This window comes from Algoriphagus locisalis (assembly GCF_900116615.1).
In the GTDB taxonomy this organism is placed as follows: Bacteria; Bacteroidota; Bacteroidia; order Cytophagales; family Cyclobacteriaceae; genus Algoriphagus; species Algoriphagus locisalis.
The window spans coordinates 671,852-691,772 of record NZ_FPBF01000001.1; the positions used below are offsets into that span (position 1 = coordinate 671,852).

The 19,921-nt window shown below is 40.2% G+C and carries 16 protein-coding genes; 8 read left to right on the forward strand and 8 right to left on the reverse strand.

All coding sequences use genetic code 11. The annotated features are described in order from the left end of the window. The first annotated feature begins 34 nt into the window (after positions 1-34). Positions 35-1,591: a S8 family peptidase gene (locus tag BM386_RS02940; protein WP_091691551.1), complete on the forward strand. Its 1,557-nt coding sequence runs from the start codon at positions 35-37 to the stop codon at positions 1,589-1,591. 86 nt (positions 1,592-1,677) lie between these two features. On the opposite strand, the gene BM386_RS02945 is transcribed toward BM386_RS02940, so the two are convergent. From BM386_RS02945 to BM386_RS02975, 7 genes are all read right to left on the reverse strand, one after another. Further along, positions 1,678-1,983, reverse strand: coding sequence for a DUF3784 domain-containing protein (locus BM386_RS02945; protein WP_091691552.1), 306 nt, complete (start codon positions 1,981-1,983; stop codon positions 1,678-1,680). A 118-nt stretch (positions 1,984-2,101) separates the two neighbouring features. Next, positions 2,102-2,983, reverse strand: a complete 882-nt coding sequence (locus BM386_RS02950; RefSeq protein WP_091691553.1) for an ORF6N domain-containing protein — start codon at positions 2,981-2,983, stop codon at positions 2,102-2,104. Between the two features lie 155 nt (positions 2,984-3,138). After that, complete coding sequence (locus tag BM386_RS02955) at positions 3,139-5,244, reverse strand: M28 family peptidase (protein WP_091691554.1); 2,106 nt, start codon at positions 5,242-5,244, stop codon at positions 3,139-3,141. A 2-nt stretch (positions 5,245-5,246) separates the two neighbouring features. After that, on the reverse strand, positions 5,247-6,416 hold the full coding sequence (locus tag BM386_RS02960) for a C40 family peptidase (protein WP_091691555.1): 1,170 nt from the start codon (positions 6,414-6,416) through the stop codon (positions 5,247-5,249). 84 nt (positions 6,417-6,500) lie between these two features. Further along, positions 6,501-7,802: an amidohydrolase family protein gene (locus tag BM386_RS02965; protein ID WP_091691556.1), complete on the reverse strand. Its 1,302-nt coding sequence runs from the start codon at positions 7,800-7,802 to the stop codon at positions 6,501-6,503. A gap of 21 nt (positions 7,803-7,823) precedes the next feature. Then, positions 7,824-9,209 (reverse strand): amidohydrolase family protein, encoded by a 1,386-nt coding sequence (locus BM386_RS02970; RefSeq protein ID WP_091691557.1) that lies wholly within the window; start codon positions 9,207-9,209, stop codon positions 7,824-7,826. Positions 9,210-9,213: 4 nt separating this feature from the next. After that, positions 9,214-10,911 (reverse strand): amidohydrolase family protein, encoded by a 1,698-nt coding sequence (locus BM386_RS02975; protein WP_244545442.1) that lies wholly within the window; start codon positions 10,909-10,911, stop codon positions 9,214-9,216. 315 nt (positions 10,912-11,226) lie between these two features. Between BM386_RS02975 and BM386_RS02980 the strand changes: the two genes are divergently transcribed. Genes BM386_RS02980 through BM386_RS03000 form a run of 5 tightly spaced genes read left to right on the forward strand, consistent with a single transcriptional unit; the run spans position 11,227 to position 17,050 of the window. Continuing rightward, positions 11,227-11,589, forward strand: a complete 363-nt coding sequence (locus tag BM386_RS02980) for a response regulator transcription factor (protein ID WP_091691559.1) — start codon at positions 11,227-11,229, stop codon at positions 11,587-11,589. Positions 11,590-11,592: 3 nt separating this feature from the next. Continuing rightward, positions 11,593-13,152 (forward strand): HEAT repeat domain-containing protein, encoded by a 1,560-nt coding sequence (locus BM386_RS02985; protein WP_091691560.1) that lies wholly within the window; start codon positions 11,593-11,595, stop codon positions 13,150-13,152. Further along, positions 13,145-14,608: a glycosyltransferase family 2 protein gene (locus BM386_RS02990; protein WP_091691561.1), complete on the forward strand. Its 1,464-nt coding sequence runs from the start codon at positions 13,145-13,147 to the stop codon at positions 14,606-14,608. The genes BM386_RS02985 and BM386_RS02990 overlap by 8 nt, the downstream gene beginning before the upstream one ends. A gap of 4 nt (positions 14,609-14,612) precedes the next feature. Further along, on the forward strand, positions 14,613-15,842 hold the full coding sequence (locus BM386_RS02995) for a YaiO family outer membrane beta-barrel protein (RefSeq protein ID WP_091691562.1): 1,230 nt from the start codon (positions 14,613-14,615) through the stop codon (positions 15,840-15,842). Then, positions 15,842-17,050: a hypothetical protein gene (locus tag BM386_RS03000; RefSeq protein WP_091691563.1), complete on the forward strand. Its 1,209-nt coding sequence runs from the start codon at positions 15,842-15,844 to the stop codon at positions 17,048-17,050. Before BM386_RS02995 ends, BM386_RS03000 begins: the two co-directional genes overlap by 1 nt. Here BM386_RS03000 and BM386_RS03005 read toward each other — a convergent pair. Next, on the reverse strand, positions 17,033-19,039 hold the full coding sequence (locus tag BM386_RS03005) for an LTA synthase family protein (protein WP_091691564.1): 2,007 nt from the start codon (positions 19,037-19,039) through the stop codon (positions 17,033-17,035). The two genes, BM386_RS03000 and BM386_RS03005, sit on opposite strands and share 18 nt — an antisense overlap. 80 nt (positions 19,040-19,119) lie before the next feature. Here BM386_RS03005 and BM386_RS03010 point away from each other — a divergent pair, with 80 nt between their 5' ends. Further along, positions 19,120-19,662 carry a class I SAM-dependent methyltransferase gene (locus tag BM386_RS03010; RefSeq protein ID WP_091691939.1) on the forward strand — a complete coding sequence of 181 codons (543 nt, stop codon included), beginning with the start codon at positions 19,120-19,122 and terminating at the stop codon, positions 19,660-19,662. An 8-nt stretch (positions 19,663-19,670) separates the two neighbouring features. Beyond that, positions 19,671-19,913: a hypothetical protein gene (locus tag BM386_RS03015; RefSeq protein WP_091691565.1), complete on the forward strand. Its 243-nt coding sequence runs from the start codon at positions 19,671-19,673 to the stop codon at positions 19,911-19,913. The last annotated feature ends 8 nt before the right edge of the window (positions 19,914-19,921 follow it).

The following is a 19,921-nucleotide window of genomic DNA, read 5'->3' on the forward strand; positions in this document are numbered from 1 at the left end:
TTATTGATTATCAATTTTTAAAACCAATATTTTTATGAAGCATTTAAAAAATTATCAGATTTTAGGGCTGATTTTTATCGCCCTATTTGTAGTCTCTTGTAGTACAGAAGAGCAGCCAACGGTCTCCCAATCGGAGTTGTTAGAGTCAAAAACCGAAGTAATTCCTTCTTCAGAAATTGATCAGATTATCCTCAAATCCTTGAGAGAATCAGGTGATTTTATCTGGGGAAATCAGTCTGATGAATTAGTTTGGAGTGCATTGATTCAAAGTGATTCGGTACTTACCATAGGTTATCAGGCCTCTGAAAAGGAGCTCTCGAATGCAAGAATAGGATTGGAATCCGTAGAAAGTCCCGAAATGCAGGAAGCAGCTGGGAAAATCATCGGGATGATCACTGAAGTTTCCAGCAAAACCACTTCGCCAAATTTGAGAGCGAAAATAGAGTCCGAAATCCATACTGATTTGCCGTATTTGGAAATAAGGGTTTCTAGCCTTGAAGCGCTTCGAAATTTGAGGAATATGTCAGAGGTTAGGTATTTCGAGCCACGTGGCTATGAGTTTGATTATAGCCTTCTGAATGATAACCAATATGCAAGAATCACTAGTGATTCGGGATGTGAAAATGAGCCTCAAACCATATCTGGGTCAGACTTTTCTATTGTAGCACCAGGGGCAAAAGCCTCTTGGAACTATGATCAGATGGGTATTTCTCAGGCTTGGACCCAAAGTACTGGTGCTGGCATTACAGTAGGTGTGATTGACACGGGTTTATCACCTGATCAACCTTCACTGAATGGCTTATTCAACAGTGGTCAATCAAGTGGACGCACTGTTCAAAAATTTGGCACCTATAAAACCGGCTACCTGTGGTGGAAAAAATATGATGGACCAAACGATCTATGTGGCCACGGAACAGCCATGGCAGGTGTGGTTGCATCTCCACGAAATACAGTTGGAAATGCCGTAGGTGTAGCCTACAATTCAAATCTTATCAGCGTACGTGGAACCAGTGATGTAATCTTCAATTCAGGTAATGAGAAAGATGGCGTAACTGAGGCTTTGGTACTTCTAGGCAAAAGATCTGATGTGAAAATTATCAGTATGTCTATTGGGGATTTGTTTTCCAATTCTAAAGTCGCTGATGCGATTCGATATGCGAACAATCGTGGGAAATTGATATTTGCGGCAGCTGGAACTTCTACTACGTTTACGAATTGGGTAGGAGTGATTTTTCCTGCTACCATGTCTGAAACTGTGGCTGTCACAGGAGTGAAGGAAGGCAGTGGATATCAGCGATGCGATACCTGTCACTCAGGTTCTCAGGTTGAGTTTACGGTGATCATGGAACGTGCCGGGTCAAACACTAAGCCTTTGACGACTGCACTCTATAGTAACGATCCTTCCACAGTTGGTGGTTCGTCAGTAGCCACCGCGACAGCGTCAGGTATTGCAGCATTAGTTTGGGCAAAAAATCCAAGCTGGACTAAGGACCAGGTGCTTAACAAAATGAAATCTACTGCTGATTTGTATCCATCCAAAAGCTCAGAATATGGCTATGGTAATCTAAATGCTGCCTCGGCTGTAAACTAGATTTGCTAAAAAAGTTAAAAGGGTCTTGGATTAAGTTCCAAGGCCGTTTTTTTATAAAATCAATTCACACATCGATTTGGCTATAATTAACGCACTCGATTATTCACAAGTATATTTCCAAAAACGATCAGGACTATCATTCCAACTATTGTCGGTAATATGAATATTTTACTTAAAGATGGATTATTAAACCAAACTGAAGCAAAATAACCTGCTATACTAATCACTCCCATAGCTCCAAAAACAATGGAAGCAAAGGTAGGTAGTCCATTTGCGACAGCATTTTCTTTATCTCTGCTAGATAATCTATTGTAACCCGCCAATAAGCCGGGATAGAACTTGACCGCGATGGCAATTGCAATAAAAAACAAGCCTACATAAATACCTTCCATGATGATTAGATTTAAAATTCAATGAAGGAATATACTTTATTTTTATGTGTTTTACAAAGAGTTTAGTTTGATTTTAACTTAATTTTAAAAAGTTGATGGTCACATTTTTGAAAACAGATTATAATTGTACTAGACCTAACTTTATCAAAAACTGAGTTGTTTCACTACTCATTTTAGAAAAGGCGAACCACTTGTTCCCTAAATCCTTTATTGAAGCTCCGAAGTGGTACATTTCTTTACCGTCTAGAATAAGGAACCTGTCGTGGGATTTTTTGAGTTCATGGAGATTGAGGGGCTCAAATTGGGAATTGTACTTTTTCAAATCCAGTTCTAGCTGTGGGCTTATCGTATGCGTATAGCAATCCACCTTAACGCGTGGATTTCTTTTAGAAAGAAGTACAAGTACAGACTCGTCTATGTAATTGTCTATCAGTAAAATATGTGACTGAGCCTTTTTGATCAACGTGGAGACAAAGGCATAAGCTTCAAAGATTTGACCATCATAAAATATACCGTGAGAAGGCATTGGAGGTTCATTCTCCAGAGCTTTAAAAATCTTCTCAAATTTTTGATCAGCTTCGATTTGTATTAGTTCTAGTAAATCCATTCTCTGCACAATCCTAATGTTATTTGTAATGACCTTTCGCATTTCTGCAAAAGCGTTCATTAGTTGAATACTGACTTGAACGGCTGTATGGCTTTTGAGTACAGCCGAAATCATTGCAACACCTTGTTCTGTGAAAGCAAATGGTAGCGAGGTTGAATGCTTAAGATTATTCAACCGGTCACAATTTGTGACTAGTTCTGATTTCTCATTGTTATTAAGCTGAAATCGAAACTCTTTGGGGAAACGCTCTATATTTCTTTTTACAGCCTGGTTCAGTGCTTTTGTTTCTACATGATACGCTTCAGCTAGATCACGATCAATCATCACTGACACGCCTCGGATTGTGAATACCCAATTTTCAAAATTTGTGTTGATCAGATCGTTGCTTGTCATAAAAATTTTGCTCACTAAATTAAAAAGCTAGATAGGAAAAAACCTTAGTCTAAAATAAGCATATAACAAGATAAAACCAACCTTCTACAGCGAAAAAAGGACTCAGAAATCAATCTAAGCCCTTTTCTTAAGTCTAATCTCTAATGACTAAAATCTCATTTCAAACTTTTACTCATATCCTCAACTTTCTTACTTAAGTCTAGAATTGCTTTAGAATAACGGGTATCCCATTCTTCCAGGCGTTCCGTTGAATTGGTTTCCACCTCGTATTTGATGCCGGGCAAAATCCAGGAAGCGTATCCTGAGAATGGATCTGTACTAACATATAGCGATCTGTACCAACTGCCGAAGTACATCCCTTTAGGATCGATCCAGCTCTTTTCAAGGCTGATTAGTTCCTTATTGAGTTTGCCGATTTGCTTATCCGAAAGAGTCCCGGAAGACAATGCTTGATTGATCGCTTTTTCATAAGCCTCTGAACTGGATTTTAGCTTTTTAATAGCTAAATCCACTTTGTCAAATGATTCAAATGAAGAATCCATTTCTTTAACAGACTTTTCCGCGTTGTCAAAATGCACTCTCAGATCTTGTGCATATCTAGGAACATCATAAGGAATGATAGTAGCATTTGCCATGCGTAAAGTAAGAATGCCAATCACAGAAGCCAGAGTGCCACCCATTTTAAAAGTAGGATCTACAAATTTGCTGTAATAATGAAAGTTGTCGTAGTTGGAATGATATGCTGAAGTACCACCAGTACCGCCGCTTAGACTAGGTACTCCGGCATACATATAGAAAGCGATATGATCTGAACCTCCACCAAGATTTCCGATTCTAGGCTCCTCATTTTTTCCGGCCCAAACTTCATACACAGTCTTTGCAGAATCTGGATAATCCACTTCCTTGGCTGCTTCTATAATGAGATTTTTCAGAGTTGGTGCAGCTGAAACTCCAAAGTTTCTTCCTGATACTGCTGCGTCAAAGTTCATATATACCACTGCTTTGGCTCCCAATTCGTCCTTAAATTGCTCCACCCATTCGGTAGAACCGATCACTCCTTGCTCTTCTGCATCCCAGTGCCCGATTAGTATGGATCGTTTTAGACGTTCGCCATTTTTGATCAATTCTCCCAAAGCTTCGGCCAAAGTCAGCATCATTGCAGTTCCTGAGTTAGGGTCTGTAGCTCCAAAACTCCAGGCATCGTAATGGCTACCTAGGATGATCCATTCGTCAGGATATTCACTTCCTTCGAATTTGCCAACTATGTTATTTGCCCGGATATAATCTACTGGCTGCTCTACTTTCACCCGTACTTTCAAGTCTGATCCGCCAGTTAGTCTGTAGTCAAAAGGCAAGCCGCCCTGCCATCCTTCAGGAACAGAGGAGCCTTTCATTCTGCTCAAAATCTCTTTAGCCGCTCCATATCCAATCGGGGAAACAGGAATGGTGTGGAATGCCACATCTTTAGGGTCCAACCTTTTCACTTTTTTATCTCCATCCAAAGGAAGTGCTGGTTCAAAAGGAGTCAGAGGATCGCCAGTGTAATCCAAAGTCAGTAATGAACCCCGCTGAATGGTGGTTTCATTATAGAACGGACCATCTGGATACACATCTCCTCTTCCAAATCCGGAATCCTTTGGGTCAGTGTAAATAATAAGAGCCGCTGCACCATATTGCTCTGCAAACTTTGCCTTAAAGCCCCGGAAATTCCCTCCATATCGTGCGATTACCACTTTTCCTTTTAGGTCAACTCCCATTTCGGCAAGTTTCTCGAAGTCAGCTTTTACGCCATAATTGGCATAAACGACTTCGGCGGTCACATCTCCAGATCCTGAATAGGCATTAAATCCCTTGTAAAGTCTTGAGTCTGTAGAAAATGGATCTCCTTCTATTGGACCTTCCTGCTGAGATAGTGTCATTTTTTCTGGTGAAATTATCTCCAACAGTGACTCTCCAGGATGATTTGGCAAATAGACGTCGTAAGGGTAGGAGGTTACATCCATTCCGGCATCACTCATCACTTTAGTCATGTATGCTGCTACAGCTTCATTTTCCGGTGTTCCTGCGATGTGAGGGGCTTTAGTCAGTTCTTTCAAATGAACTTTGAAGCTTTCATAATTCACAGCTTTCAAATATTCCTGCTCCAGGTTAGCTTCTTTGGGTTTATCCTGTGGAAAAAACCCAGTGACTTGTTGTGCATTTGCAGCAAAACCTAGACAAAGTGTTGCGGCAATTGCGAAAAATGATTTGGTTATAGACATAATTACTTGGTGGTTAAAAGCTCAGTAACGGATAAGACGTTTTCGGAAGGTACATTAACAATTCTCTTTGTTCTCAAATATCTTCCCAATTCGTATTCGTCATAATTAGGGTTTTCCGGGTCAAAACTTGAGATTCTCACCAATCCACGGGAGTGGATAAATTCACCATTTCCTATCCACATACCCACGTGTACTACCCGTTCTTTTTTCTCGGGAGTGCCTTTTACTCCAAAAAAGAGTAAATCCCCAACTTGAAGTTTTTCCCAGTTTTTATCCGTATCGACTAGCTCACCTTCGTTGATTTGCTGAGAAGCATCGCGGGGAATAATTTGACCATTGAGGTAATAAATCGTTTTAGTAAATCCACTACAATCTACCCCTTTGATGGATGTGCCACCCCAGAGGTAGGGAGTTCCCATCATTTGTTTTGCAGTTGAAATTAATGCTTCAGGGGAAGTATTTCTGGATGCAATCCAGCTTTCCCAATCCTGAGCTTCTGAAGAAGAAATCCAACCTTGACGTCCATCTGGTAGATTGACTTTCAATTGATCTTTGGTTTCTTCTGCAATGGTCAAAATATCGCCGGCAACTAAATCAGAGACCATTTCAGTCTGATCTTCACTTTTCCAAACGTAGCCTACCAAGGACGTGAAAACTACTTTTGGCTCACGGTACCAGTGTTCTAATTCAGCTTCAGTCATCAAATGAATGCCCGCTCTGTCCACCCAGGAAAGGTAACCGTCTGGAGTTTGAACTAGAAACCAACCATCGTCTTGTTTTAGAACATTAAGAGGTGTCCCCATAAGCGCTTGCGTTGCAAGTTCTGCCGAATGCTTTGGGTTGCTTCGGATATTGGCAACTGAGATCGTTACCAAAGCTTTGGTTTTTTCTCCTAAATCCGCATCCGGCAAGCGTAAAACGGCATCTGTAAACTTGATTTGCTGGGACTGGAATTCTTCAATCAAGGACTCCAGCGCCTCTGGCTGATCAGTTTCTCCTTTCAGGGAATCATTTTCAAAAGTTAAGTCCCAAAGAGCAACGCGTTTATCGGGTGCGACTTCAGCTCTTTTTGCTTCAATTAGCTTACTTACTTCTTCATTATTTTCCTTGCCTTGGCAGGAAAATAAAACTGTAATCAGGGATAGTACAACTGGGATATATATTCTTTGCATAACAGAGGCAAAATAAAAGAAAACCACAAGGAAAGCCCAATCTCCAGACTCTTCTTGTGGTTTTAATTGATTTGTTTTTAAAAATTAATTGACCTTCAATCCAGGAGAACGCTCTAGGAACTCTTGGTATAAGCGGATTTGACGATTAGAAAGTGGCATTCTGTAGCCCTCAATAAATACATGCATAATGTTGGTTTTGGTCTCGAATGGATCACCATCTGCAACAATTAGGTTAGCAATCTTACCAGCTTCCACAGATCCATATTGATCACCTAAGCCAAAGATCTCAGCAGGATTGATGGTAACGGCTTTCCAAGCTTCTTCTTTGCCCATTCCATATGCCGCCGCAAAAGCTGCAAAGAAAGGCAGGTTTCTTACGTTTTCCTGACCATCTGTTCTGATCGCCACTTTTACACCAGCTTTTGCCATTTTACCAGCATTTGCATAAGGTGTATCATATCTGTCAGATTCACGTGTAGGCAAAGCTTGAATAGGGCCAGTTACAACTGGAATGCCTGCTTTTGCGATTTCATCAGCTACTCTCCAGCCTTCGGAAACACCGGTAAAGATTACTTTAGCTCCTTTTCCTTCCACCCATTTGATAGCTGCCTGAATATCAGCAGCAGTATTTACTTCTATCAAAAGAGGAAGCTCGCCAGTAGTTGCTTTAGCCAGCTGAGCCATTTCAGGGTAATAATCCAGCTCTGCACCATCTTCAGTGAGTGCTCCGTAGCTTTTTGCTTTATCCCAAAGTTCATTGGCTTCCTTCAAGGCTTTTTCATTCGCCTTTTTGATATCCTCATCAGATCTACGATCGTATCTTCCTCTTCGTCCTGAGCTAGGAAAGTTCATCACGATTCCTTTAAAACCTGCATACATCTGATCTGGCGTGTAGCCGTTAAGATTGATCAAAGCAGCTGTTCCTGGAAATAGTCCTCCGGAAGGATAGGTAAGTACGGTGGTAACACCTGAAACTCTTGTCACTGGAATAGCAACTGAGTTAGGATTCACAGCAGTCAATGCCTGCATATTCGGAGAGAAGTTTCCTATTTCTGCATAATCCACAGTTTCCTGTACAGAGCTTACTTCAACCAAACCAAGTTTGGTGCCTCCATCAATCATTCCAGGGTAAATAAATTTCCCACTGCAGTCTATAACTTCAGCGCCATCGGCGGAAATATTAGTACCGACTTCTTTGATTTTTCCATCTTCAACCAACACTGAGGTATTATTTAAAACTCCTTTAGTGATGGTAACCACCGTCGCATTTTGAAGTAAGAACTTACCTGGTCTTGGTTTAATAACTTCCCCGTCGATCTGAGCCATTGCCATCATGGGCAACAAGGCAAAGAGGAAGGCGATAAAGATTTTATTTAGTCTTTTCATGTCTTCTTTAATTGCGGGTGATTATTGATTTAAAAGGAAAAGTGATTCTGTAGTCTCAAATAAATGCTCTGTATCCTGCATACATCTGCTGTCGTGACCTCCATAGACCATGACAGGCTCCACCATTTCGGTTGGGCTAACTTTCATACGTTGATCATCAGCATCTTCTTTGATGTCGAAATATTTCACCCCATCTACAAAAGTCATTTGAGGTACAGCGTAAGAAGAAAGGGGATGTCCTTCAAATATCACCAAATCACCTTGTTTACCTTCTTCTATAGATCCTACTTTATCAGCAATTCCCAATTGCTTTGCTGGGTTGATGGTGATCATCGAAAGTGCTTGCTCGTCAGTCATTCCGCCATAACGCTGGGTTTTCGCAGCTTCGTGGTAAAGGTGACGGATCAGTTCCGCATCATCAGAGTTGATTGAAGTAATAGCACCGTTTTCAGTTAGAATCGCTGCATTGTATGCAGTAGAGTAATACACTTCGAATTTGTAAGCCCACCAATCAGCAAAGACTGATGCACCCATGGTATATTCCGCAATTTCCGGAGCCACTTTGAAGCCTTCATTCGTATGTTGGAAAACCAATTTAGTGATGCCAAAGTCTCTAGCTACGTTAATGAGCATGTAGATCTCATCAGCACGGTAAGAGTGACAATGAATGATGATCTTACCATCTAGAATATCCGAAAGGATTTGAAGTCTCTCGTTATGGACTGGAGCCATTGCGGTGCTTCCCTTTTGAGAAGATGCTGCATTATATTCAGTCCAAGCTTTCTTGTACTGTATTGCTTCATTGAATCCATTACGAAGAATCGCTTCTACACCCATTCTGGTGCGTGGCTGGATACCATTACCTCTGCCATGTACTCTAGTAGGGTTTTCACCCAAAGCGAACTTGATGGTGCGAGGAGCTTCCTGCATGATAATGTCTGCAGGATCTGTAGATCCCCATCTATGTTTTAAAGTAGCATTCTGGCCACCAATCACATTTGCTGAACCATGCATAGCGTGTGAGATAGTAACTCCACCTGCTAATGCACGATAAATGCCTACTTCATAGGGATTGACCACGTCTTTCATTCTTACCTCAGCTACAATCGGCGAAGTGGCTTCATTTACCACATCCAAACCTAGGTGAGAATGCGCATCTATAATACCTGGCATAAGGTATTTTCCTGTAGCATCAATAGTCGTCACTCCATTCGGAGCATTGAGATTATGACCTACTTTCTTTATAATGCCATCTTGAACGAGAACATCTGAATTTTCCAGAGTTCCCTCAGTAACCGTAAGCACGGTTGCGTTTTTTATCAATACACTGCCTTTTTTCACTTGAGCTGAAGCAAACTGAATACTCAGACCCAACAGAGCGGCAAGAAAATAATTTACTTTTTTCATGTCTTTACTTGTTTGCGATTAGAGTTGGAGTGAGTGTGCCATTGAAAGGAAATGATCCAAATTCTCCGACTGACATAGTGGCGTCGTAGCTACCTTCACTTACTTCACCGGTTACATTTACCAGTATTTCCATTCCATTTGCAGTGACAGTAAAAGAAAATGATAGACTACTACCATCCAAAACTACATTGCTGATAGGAGCAGTTGCCTTACCGGATCCAGATGGGTCGTCGTAGGTGATAGTTCCTGTATAGCTAGTACCATCCTTTTGAATAGCTAATACCCCAGTGCCTGATCCAGCAGGGCTTTCTGAAGTATATTCCCAGTTGCCATCAATTTTTACAGATCCATCACTATTACCTCCTGTTGAGGCTTTCTTTTTAGGCTTTGTCTCATAGTCGAAAATGATACCATCTACTACCACATGCTTGATTTGAGAATCTTCTGCAAATAATGAATCAGTACTCAAAATCAAGTTTGCCATTTTTCCTTTTTCAATAGATCCAGCCACTTTAGACAATCCCAAGATTGAAGCTGGGTTTGTAGTCAATGCAGCAAGTGCAGCTTCCTCAGAAAGGCTATTTTCGATCATTTTCTGAAGTGCTTTCATGATATCCCCAGATTTCACACCTACTGTAGAGAATGCAAAAGGAATTCCAGCTTCTTCCAATTTAGACGCTTGAGCAATGGCGTCATCGTATGCTTTTTTCACTCTAGCATTCAAAGCCTTCACTTCCTCGGAGGCATCGTCTTTCATTGCTTTGATTGCCTTATCGTCAGGAATTTCCAATTTGACCAATACAGCAGCTCCAGATGCTTTGATCACGTCCAGCACACCTTCATATTCTTCCAAGCCAGTCAAAACCAGTTTAAATCCCTTTTCTTTTTGAAGGTTGATCGCTCTTCTGATCTCTAATTCTGAAGAAGTCGTAAACATCACAGGTATTTGACCAGAGGTAACTTCCTGCATAGCACTGTAGGTAGGGGTGATCTCAGGACGCTTTAGTCCAGCTACTGTGCTGTATTTCTGGGATCTTTCTGAAGTTAGCTTTGTGTTGTCATACACTTCACGGAATTTGGCCATTACACCAACTGCTGTTCCTGGATACATGCCTCTGGAACCTCTAAAATTTGCCGCAAGGGCAGTGTTTTCTTTTAAAAGGTTGGTAGAGTTTTCAGATCCCAGAAGGATTATTGCAGTTTTGCCGGCTATCATTCCTCCATCAGGGGTGATTTGAGCTACTGTAAATCCTACTTTTCTAAGGTCGTCAACTTTACTGTCTTTAATGGAAAATTGATCAACTGCAGATCTCCATGGGGTGATTCCTGCGATTTCATCTGGTGGATTTGAGGATACAAAGTCATCCGGTCTATCTGGATCCTTTGGTCTGGTGATCCCTACATCGCTTGCCCCAGCAATAAATCCAGGGTAGATAAACAGAGAATCACCTGCGATGGTTTTTGTTTCCTTTGGTAGCGTAAGGTTACTTCCAACTCCTTGGATCAGTCCATCTTTAATGAGAACAGTGGCTTTTACCCCAGCTTGTCCTGGGGAAGTGAAGACAGTTGCGTTGGTTATTGCATAGGTGTCTGTGATCGGTTTCTTACCCGTAGGATCACTTTGAGCTTGAGCTGAAGTGTAAGAAAATAATCCGGAAACCATGATGCAAAAAACACCCGCATACAGTAGTGGTTTTTTCATATGATTGATTTGGTTTTGAATAAATTAGAATGATTGAAGCTGAGAACTGTTTTCTTCTTGCAAGGTTTGACAGAGCCAATCACTTCTAGATTGATGGTTGATAATAGAAAAGCAAGCTAATAAAAGGGATTTCGGAATCCTTTTGGAATTATTTTTCAACCCTTATTATTTGATCAATGGCAAGATATTGGATTTGAAATGCGATTTTAACTCTTCAAGAAACATCCTTCATTCCGAGATTTTATTTGACTGGTTAATTCGCTGTTGTTTTACACTTAAGATCTTATATTTGACACTAGTATCACCCCTAAAAAAATGAAAAAAATCCTGATCATTGAGGATGATTTGCTTATATCTAGTTTAGTTCAGTTTCGCTTGAAAAAGGATGGATACGATACGGTCTTAGTAAAAGATGGTAATGCTGGCATTGCTGCGATTGATAGGGAAACCCTCGATCTAATCATTACCGATGTCATGATTCCTTTCAAAAATGGAATTGAAATAATCCATCATGCGATAAAAACGAAGCCACAGACGCCTATAATCGTGCTGAGCTCCCTAGGTGAAGAAGAAAAAATTGTCCTGGAAGCATTCAACCTAGGTGTGGCAGATTTTATTCCTAAGCCGTTTAACCCGAATGAGCTTGCTATTCGTGTTAAACGAATTCTCAGATCCTAATACATGAAAGGTAAAAGGGCCTTACTACTTGTGTTCTTATTTTTTTTGATGATCAAAACCGAAGAGGTTTTAGGTCAGGAAGAGCAAGTATTGCCTGATTCGGCTTCATTTGTGGATTTTTTAGTCAATCAGGGCGAAATTCTTGGCTTGGAGTTTTACTTGATTGATGAATCGACTGGGATTGCAGTTGACAGTGTTTTGATTTCGAATTCCAAAATTGGGCTATTCTCTGAATATGCTGCCGCCCTTGCTGCTAAAGACAGCCTTTTGCAGTCGGATTCTGTTGCTGCAGCTATTCAATTTTTGATTTATAAGGATCAGAATACCTACTCTGCTGCTTTAGAGTTTGTTTCAAACCTCCTTCGCAACAATGATATTTTAGCAAAAACGCCCAGTAATTTAACCGACAAGGATCTGATTTCTTTGGCTAATAGAGAACGGTATTCACCCTCCTTGACTGGAACATACGCCTATTTTGGTGACTACAAAATATTTGCTGTTACCATCATAATCACCCTCTTTTTTATTTTTGCACTTGCAATGATCCTTTTTATGCTGATTTTCAAAGCAAGAAGAAACAGGAAGGAAGTATTGCAAACCCAGTACGATGAGCAGGTGATAGGCCCACTTTCAGAGATCTTATTTGAGAAAAGTCTGGAAGAATTAGAATCACTGAGTGATGAGGAACTTCATCAAAGTTTCCCTGCCAAACAGCTTAAAAAACCGCTGTACAATCAGGTTCTCGTGGACCGAATATTAGCGCTAAATAAGAAGATGAAGGGGGATTTTAAGCTAAAGCTAAAAGCGCTCTACAAAAGATTGGGCTTGGACAAAGTGACCATAAATAAGCTGAAAAGCTCCAAATGGGATAAGGTGGTGACAGGTTTGGTGGAAGTGAATGAGATGGATTTGAGTGAGGCGCTGAAAGAAGTCAAGAAGCATGTGAATTCTCCTAATTTCTATATTCGCTCACAAGCTGTGGCTACGGTGCTAAATCTATCCGAACATATTGATCTTTCATTTCTCCGGGATCAGGCTTTTCCGCTTTCCAGATGGCAACAAATGAATTATTTACGGATCATTAAATATTTACACGCAAACAGGGAATTGAACATTGAGAATTTGTTCGATTCAAAAAATCAAAGCATTAGATTGTTTGGCTACAAATTAGTTCGATTGATCGGAAGGGTAGATTTGTTGGCTCATTTGGAAGAAAAGTTTGCGAACGTCGCTGACGAAGAGAAGATCGAGATTATAAAGGCGTTCGAATATTTGGGAGTACCAAGTCATACAGAGTTGATAAATGCAAGCCTGAAATCAGAAAATACGCAATTAGTAACCATGGCAGCAAAGGCAGCTGGTAGTATTGGAGACGAGCTGTCTGCCAGGATTATTTTGGATTTACTAGCTGAGAATCCGAAATTTAGACTCAAGATGACATTGCTGAAAAGCCTTCAAAGTTTAGATCAAGCAAGCTATATAGGGTTTGTAAAAGCTGATTCTACTGCAGACACCCAAACAATCAACAGTCACCTTTCAGACCCACTTTTAGCAGATGTATAGTTTCCTGTTTTATCTGATCATGGAAGTGTTGGGAGCTATATTCTTTTTCCTTAGCTTCTCTGTAATCCTCATTTATGTGTTGATTATGATTCTGAGTGCACTTGAAATGCGGGATCATAGAAGGAAAAATAGATTTGCGGACTATCAGGACATTATCACATCTCCGATCGCTCCGGGTGTTTCAATTTTAGCTCCTGCATACAATGAAGGAGAGTCGATTGTCCAAAATGTCAAAAGTCTGCTTTCTCTACACTATGGGAAATTCGAAGTAATCATCATCAATGATGGTTCCAAAGACGATACCCTAGCTAAACTCATCACTGCATTTGAATTGGAAATCACTGATTTTGCTTACAATGAGGAAATTGATGCGGCTCCGGTTCGTGGTATTTACAAGTCCAATAATCGCTCTTACAGCAGACTTGTAGTTATTGATAAAGAGAATGGTGGAAAAGCAGATGCTTTAAATGCCGGTATCAATGTGTCTTCAAAGGAAATATTGGCTTGCATCGATGTGGACTGCATTCTTTCCCATGAGTCCCTCACCAGAATGATACGTCCCTTTATGGAGGAGACGAACCGAAAAGTCATAGCTGTGGGTGGAGCCATAGGAATTGCCAATAACTGTGATGTACAGGATGGTACAGTGACTTCTTATCGAGTTCCGACCACGCTTTTGGGAAGATTTCAGGTGATTGAATACTGTAGAGCATTTTTGATGGGGAGAATGGCCTGGACCAGAGTGAATGGCCTGATGCTGATATCTGGAGCTTTTGGATTTTTCAATAGAGAATTGGTGGTAGAAGTAGGAGGGTATTTCCCAAAGACTGTTGGCGAAGATATGGAGCTGGTGGTACGGATGCGCCGCTACATGGAGGAGCGTAATATGCCCTATAAGGTAGGATTTGTACCTGATCCGCTTTGTTGGACAGAAGTACCTGAAGATGAGGCAGTGCTCTCCAGACAGCGTAACCGCTGGATTCGTGGTACAATCGAAACCTTACAACTTCACAGAGTGATCCGAATGAATCCAAATTACAAGACGTTAGGAATGGTCTCTTATCCTTATTGGAATGTATATGAGAAAATGGCCCCCGTTCTGGAATTACTTGGTGTCATCTATACCTTTATTCTGATTGTTATCGGCGATTTCTCTGCATTCTATTTCATCGCGTTGTTTATTGTTCTGTATCTGCTATCCATACTAGTTTCCTCTTTTAGCATACTGTATGAGCAGCTTTCATATAATAATTACAAGGATAAAAAAGATCTCAATAAGTTGATAATGACCGTTTTCCTTGAGCCTATGTTTATCCACCCAAAGATTGTTTTTTGGGGATTAGGCGGACATTGGGATTTTATCAAAGGAAAAGGAGGCTGGGGCCAAATGATCCGAACTGGCTTTAAAAAATCAGAGGATAAAAAGAATATTGAGCCAATTACTTTAAATTCTTAACAGCATGCAAAAAGCCCTTATACTTCTATTTTTATCTATGGCTCTAACTTTAAGCGTAAAGGCTCAGGATTCATTTGATCCGGATGTATTGCTTGTGGATGCCAGAACGCTGATTTTGGATGGTAACTATTTAGAAGGTAGAAAAATAGCTTTCAGGGCGCTCTCACAGTATCCTGATTATGCGGATATTTTGATTTTGGTGGGCAGAAGCTATGCTTGGGAAGGCAAAAACGATTCAGCATCTATCTACCTTGAGCGTGCCATTATTGCTTCTCCTGATTATGAGGATGGGTATTCAGCCTATTTGGATAATTTGTCCTGGGCTGAGCAATACGATAAAGCCGACACAGTTTTAGCCAAGGCTAGACAAAACTTTGGAACGCCACTCCCAGAGGGATTGAGATATAAGGAATCTAGGCTTTTGTACTATAAAGAGGATTACAACGCAGCTTATGATATCGCCGAGGATCTTTTTGAGAAGAAATACAAGAATGAAGATTTGCTTGATTACATGCAAACCTTGCAGCGCCTCAGACGGAATAATGCTGTGGGAATGACCTACGATTATGATTCCTTTGAAGGTGATTTGACCCCGTGGAACACGTTTTCCTTTTATGCGAGAACCCGCACAAATCTTACTGGAACATTAATAGCCAGGGTGACTCAATCGTCCAGATTTGATGACAATGGGATGCTTTTTGAATTAGATGCTTATCCTTCATTGGGCAAAAAAGCCTATGCATATGTCAATGTAGGAGGATCTTCAGCAAGTTTCTTTCCCGATTTCCGATTGGGTGCATCAGTCTATTATAACCTTCCCAAAGCATGGGAAGTAGAAGGTGGATTTCGATACTTACAGTTTGCTGAAGCTACCTACATCTACACCGCCTCAGTAGGAAAATATGTAGGCAATTGGTGGTTTAATCTCCGTGGGAATTTGATTCCAGGAACGGGAAATAGCCTAGGAACTTCGGGAAACTTGCAGGCTCGGTATTATTTCAAAACAGGAGAGGATTTTTTCTCCATGCAATTGAGCACTGGAGTTTCTCCTGACGAGGAAACCCGTGATCCTACCCAACTTTTGAATTCCTACCGGGCTAGGGCAGGATACCAGCAATTGCTCACAGACCGTTTTATGGTGTATGCTTTTACGGGCTATAGCCGCGATGAATTAGGACCGGATAGATTTAGAAACAACTTCAATTTTTCATTGGGAGTTGAATATAGATTTTGATGAAAAAGCTACTCACACAAGAATCGATCATCTCGCTTAGAAGGATATTTCCTTTTCTGTTTGTTTTGATTTTTGTTCCCCTGTTTAGCTATTTATTATGGCTGATCTATCCATCCAAAGAGCTGGAAGTTTTGATCATAGACAAAACTGTTCCTTCGGATAGTTACCAAGAGCATCAATCAATTTTCTGGACGTTGGAGCATTTGAAATTCAAGAATTCGGATGGGGAGTTTTATCAGAAAGAGAGAGACTACATGGGCTTTTATCCGGATACTTCTGCTTCATTTGGGACTTTCAGAGACTTCAATCAACTATCTGAAAACGAGATAGTAGAGAAAGCAAATGAACTCGATGTACTCTTCTTGACAGATACTTACGGTGTATTTGAAAATGATTTTAAAGAGGGGAATTCAGAAGAGTTTTCCAAGAAGATTTATGGAGGATTAAACCGAGGTGATATAAATCTGCTAAGAGAAGTAGTCGCTCAGAATAAAACTATAGTAGCAGAATTCAACACTATGGCTTCCCCAACCTCGGTAGGGATTCGAACCGAATTTGAAAATTTGATGGGGATCAAATGGACAGGATGGATTGGAAGATATTTTGATCAATTGGATACTACTGTCAATAAAAATATCCCCAAGTGGCTTATTAGTCAGTACCTAGAACAGCATGAAAATACCTGGGTTTCACCTGGTCCTGGAATTGTGTTTGTGCATGAAAATAGTACGGTGGAAGTTTTTACCAATGGGGTAGATTATGTTGGAGAAACTCCGAAGATCCGTACCCAACGCATGAATCAACATGGCTTTAAGTTACCTGAAATTGTACCTTATCCAGATTGGTTTGATGTGGTGCTCATCGAGCGTGATTATCAGGTGATTTCTTATTATGATATTGATCCTTCCGAACTTGGAAAGGAAAAGTTACGGGAGATGGGCTTGCCGAGGTTTTTTCCCGCGGCAGTCATTAAGGATATAGGAGGTGCACAATATTACTATTTTGCGGGGGATTTTTCAGATTTGAAGGACTCCATGGGTTCACCTCATTTTTTGGGTTTACCTAGCCTTTGGAGAGGGTTTCATCTTATTAGCAATTTCAATGACCGGGAGAGTTTTTATTGGAACTACTATTATCCTCTACTTTCACAGGTTTTAGAAAAAACTTATGAGAAAAAGAAAGAAAACCAGCTAGTTATCAGTAGGTAAAAGCTTTCTCGTTTGAATGATGTAATTATTCTTGTTTTTGAAATCCTCAAACTCTCCCCTCAATTTATTTTTAATATTTTGATCTTCAATCGGATCTATGTTTAGGCCATCGGAGATAACGAATAGCTGATCATCCGATAGGAAGTATTCACCATCCAAATACTCCATTAGCTGGTTTTTATTTCGCATTAACGGCATGGCTATTTGGGATTGGAATACTCTGGAAGTATCCAAAACCTGTCCCATCCAAATTTCTTGCTGAGGAATTTCTATTCCCACTTGGCTATTTAAAAAAGCCAGCAAAGAAGGTGTCACCTCAAAATGACTTACCAAGCCTTTGAAATAAGACGGCCTCTTGATCAGCGGAGAATATATAATTAGCGGAACGTGAAAGCGGTCCAGTCTGGAAGCCATGGGGATCTCAGGAAGACGATGATCGCCTGTAAACACAAAGATGGTGTTGGCAAATTCGGGTTTCCTACTATACGAATTGATAAAATCCTTCACGGCATCGTCTGCATAAAGAAGTGTCATGTAGATATCCTGATAATTTCTGTATTCAGCTTTTTTAGCCTCGGAAAGGTTCAGATAATTTTCAAGATGTTCTTCGAACTTTTTAGAATAAAACTCCCGCTCAGGCACTAAATATGGATCGTGGGAGGTCAAAGTTTGAAAAATTTTAAGCTGAGGTTTATCCTGCTCCATCTCAAAAGTAGTCATACCAAACCGGTAAAGGGCCTTGTCTGAATACCCCCAACTAAACCCATTATTAGATGGTATTTTATCATATTCATCTCCAAAATCATCCTGATCAAAAAGTCTAGTTAGTTTTTGGGCTTTTAAAAAGTCGGACTCTTTGTCAAAATCTTCGTCTCCGCCTATATAAAATGACGGTTCGTAATTATTTGATTTTAATACACTTATAAGTGTTTGATGATTTGGGTAGTTATCATTTAATTCCATAAAACCACTTTCACCATAGGGAAGACCAGCTAAAATACCCGGTAGAATTCCAAATGTCCTTCCTGTAGTGGAAATAGCATTGGTCCAGACCAGACTATGGGACTCAAGAGAATCCAAGAAGGGAGTGAAGCTGCCTAAGTATGCATCCTTCCCAGAATAGGCTTTTCCTAGACTTTCAATTAACACAAACACGATATCGGGAGGAGTAGAAAGGCTATCGAAATATGGGCTCAATACATCAGGGTAATCCGCGCTGTGCAAAAAAGGATAGTTAGGATCAGTATATTCCTTTTTGACAATGAGTCCTTCGTTTTTAGATCTCAGATAGAAATCAAAATAGTATTCATTACTATAAACAAAGTATTCAAATGCTTGCTCAGAAAGATACTTTGATTTATTTAGTTGAATATTGTTTTTCGTTTCATTAAATTTTTCAGGGTCACTGATGGGAATGAAGTAGAATAACAACACAAACCAATAAGTGGCAATGGTAAAGGCTAGTGATTTTTTTAAGCTGAAATTCAGTGCTTTATTTGCAAAGTATAGTAGATAAAAAAGGACTACACAGGCGAGAATTCCACCGCCTATGCTCAAAACATTGAGTTGGCCCGAAGAGCTAACCGTAAGGACAATATCATCAAAACTGTAAGCAAATAGGTCATTTCCAAGAGGAACGAAAGTCTTATTGAAATAGAATAAAAGTGCTGAGTGAACGAGAAAAGCTACTACCAACCAAGATTTAGTAAACCACTTCGCAAAGCTGAGTGAGAATAAGCTATTGATTACATGAAAAATAAATAGTAGCCCAAGAAAGTAGAGAATCCAGGTAACATCTTCATACAAACTGTAGCCAATTACCTCACCAAAACTCAGGTTGATAGGATGTGTGCGGAAAATTAGAGTCAATTCAGCTATCCTCAACAGTAGCATTAAAATCGAGAAAATCAGGGACATACTCCAGAAACTACTAAGCGTAGTTTGAATTTTTGCTGGAAGTTTAGATCGAATTTCAGCCTTTTGGGCCATATTTGTGCGTTAACTTTTTGGGTGAAGTCCGAAAAGATAGGGCAAAATCAGGTATCTTCAAGGAGAGAATTAAATTATATATGGGTAAATCAGATTTGTTGTTGGAACTATACAGCAACTTAAGCACTACTGGAGCGGTGACTTTCAGTTCCAAGGCATTGGTGAATAAAATGTTATCACATACCAAACTGCAAGGTGCCAAACTTATTGTAGAGCTTGGCGGTGGAGACGGAAGTATCACTCAGGGAATAGTGGATCGTATGGACCCAGATGCCGAGCTTTTGGTTTTTGAGATCAGTAAGTCATTTTGTGAATCCATGGAAAAGATGTTTCCGCAGCAAAATGTCCGTATCATCAATGACTCTGCCGAGAACATTGCCAACTACCTGGAAAATAGAAAAGTAGATTATATTTTATCTTCATTGCCATTTAGTTTTATACCACCTGAGGTAAAAGACGCTATCCTCTCCAATTCCAAAATTGCGCTAAATCAAAGTGGGTATTTTATTCAGATATGCTATTCCTATCTGTTGAAAAACCTGTTTAAAAAGCACTTTGCTAATGTAAGTACCAGTTTTACACTGAAAAACCTTCCACCTGCTTTTGTGATGGTTTGTAAATAGGTTTGCTTATGGAAGTACTCCGAACGGCTATCCTACAAGTAATAAGACAGAAAAAGAACAAGACTTTTTTCGCTGAAGAACCCCTACAGCAAATGTATCCCGAAGATTGGGAGAGATTTTTGGATGAACTACAGGTTGAGTTTAAGCTGATGGAAAAAGAGGGCCTACTTGACATACTTGAGCAGCCTAGTAGCAATGGAAATCATCCTATCGTAGGGAAGAAAATAGCTCCCAAAAAACCACAGATTTAAAATCAGCG

Coding starts and splice junctions, on each gene's coding strand:
- BM386_RS02940 (WP_091691551.1), top strand. CDS start 35: ATGAAGCATTTAAAAAATTATCAGATTTTAGGGCTGATTTTTATCGCC.
- BM386_RS02980 (WP_091691559.1), top strand. CDS start 11,227: ATGAAAAAAATCCTGATCATTGAGGATGATTTGCTTATATCTAGTTTA.
- BM386_RS02995 (WP_091691562.1), top strand. CDS start 14,613: ATGCAAAAAGCCCTTATACTTCTATTTTTATCTATGGCTCTAACTTTA.
- BM386_RS02945 (WP_091691552.1), bottom strand. CDS start 1,983: ATGGAAGGTATTTATGTAGGCTTGTTTTTTATTGCAATTGCCATCGCG.
- BM386_RS02975 (WP_244545442.1), bottom strand. CDS start 10,911: ATGAAAAAACCACTACTGTATGCGGGTGTTTTTTGCATCATGGTTTCC.
- BM386_RS03010 (WP_091691939.1), top strand. CDS start 19,120: ATGGGTAAATCAGATTTGTTGTTGGAACTATACAGCAACTTAAGCACT.
- BM386_RS02985 (WP_091691560.1), top strand. CDS start 11,593: ATGAAAGGTAAAAGGGCCTTACTACTTGTGTTCTTATTTTTTTTGATG.
- BM386_RS02955 (WP_091691554.1), bottom strand. CDS start 5,244: ATGTCTATAACCAAATCATTTTTCGCAATTGCCGCAACACTTTGTCTA.
- BM386_RS03000 (WP_091691563.1), top strand. CDS start 15,842: ATGAAAAAGCTACTCACACAAGAATCGATCATCTCGCTTAGAAGGATA.
- BM386_RS02960 (WP_091691555.1), bottom strand. CDS start 6,416: ATGCAAAGAATATATATCCCAGTTGTACTATCCCTGATTACAGTTTTA.
- BM386_RS02970 (WP_091691557.1), bottom strand. CDS start 9,209: ATGAAAAAAGTAAATTATTTTCTTGCCGCTCTGTTGGGTCTGAGTATT.
- BM386_RS02965 (WP_091691556.1), bottom strand. CDS start 7,802: ATGAAAAGACTAAATAAAATCTTTATCGCCTTCCTCTTTGCCTTGTTG.
- BM386_RS03015 (WP_091691565.1), top strand. CDS start 19,671: ATGGAAGTACTCCGAACGGCTATCCTACAAGTAATAAGACAGAAAAAG.
- BM386_RS03005 (WP_091691564.1), bottom strand. CDS start 19,039: ATGGCCCAAAAGGCTGAAATTCGATCTAAACTTCCAGCAAAAATTCAA.
- BM386_RS02990 (WP_091691561.1), top strand. CDS start 13,145: ATGTATAGTTTCCTGTTTTATCTGATCATGGAAGTGTTGGGAGCTATA.
- BM386_RS02950 (WP_091691553.1), bottom strand. CDS start 2,983: ATGACAAGCAACGATCTGATCAACACAAATTTTGAAAATTGGGTATTC.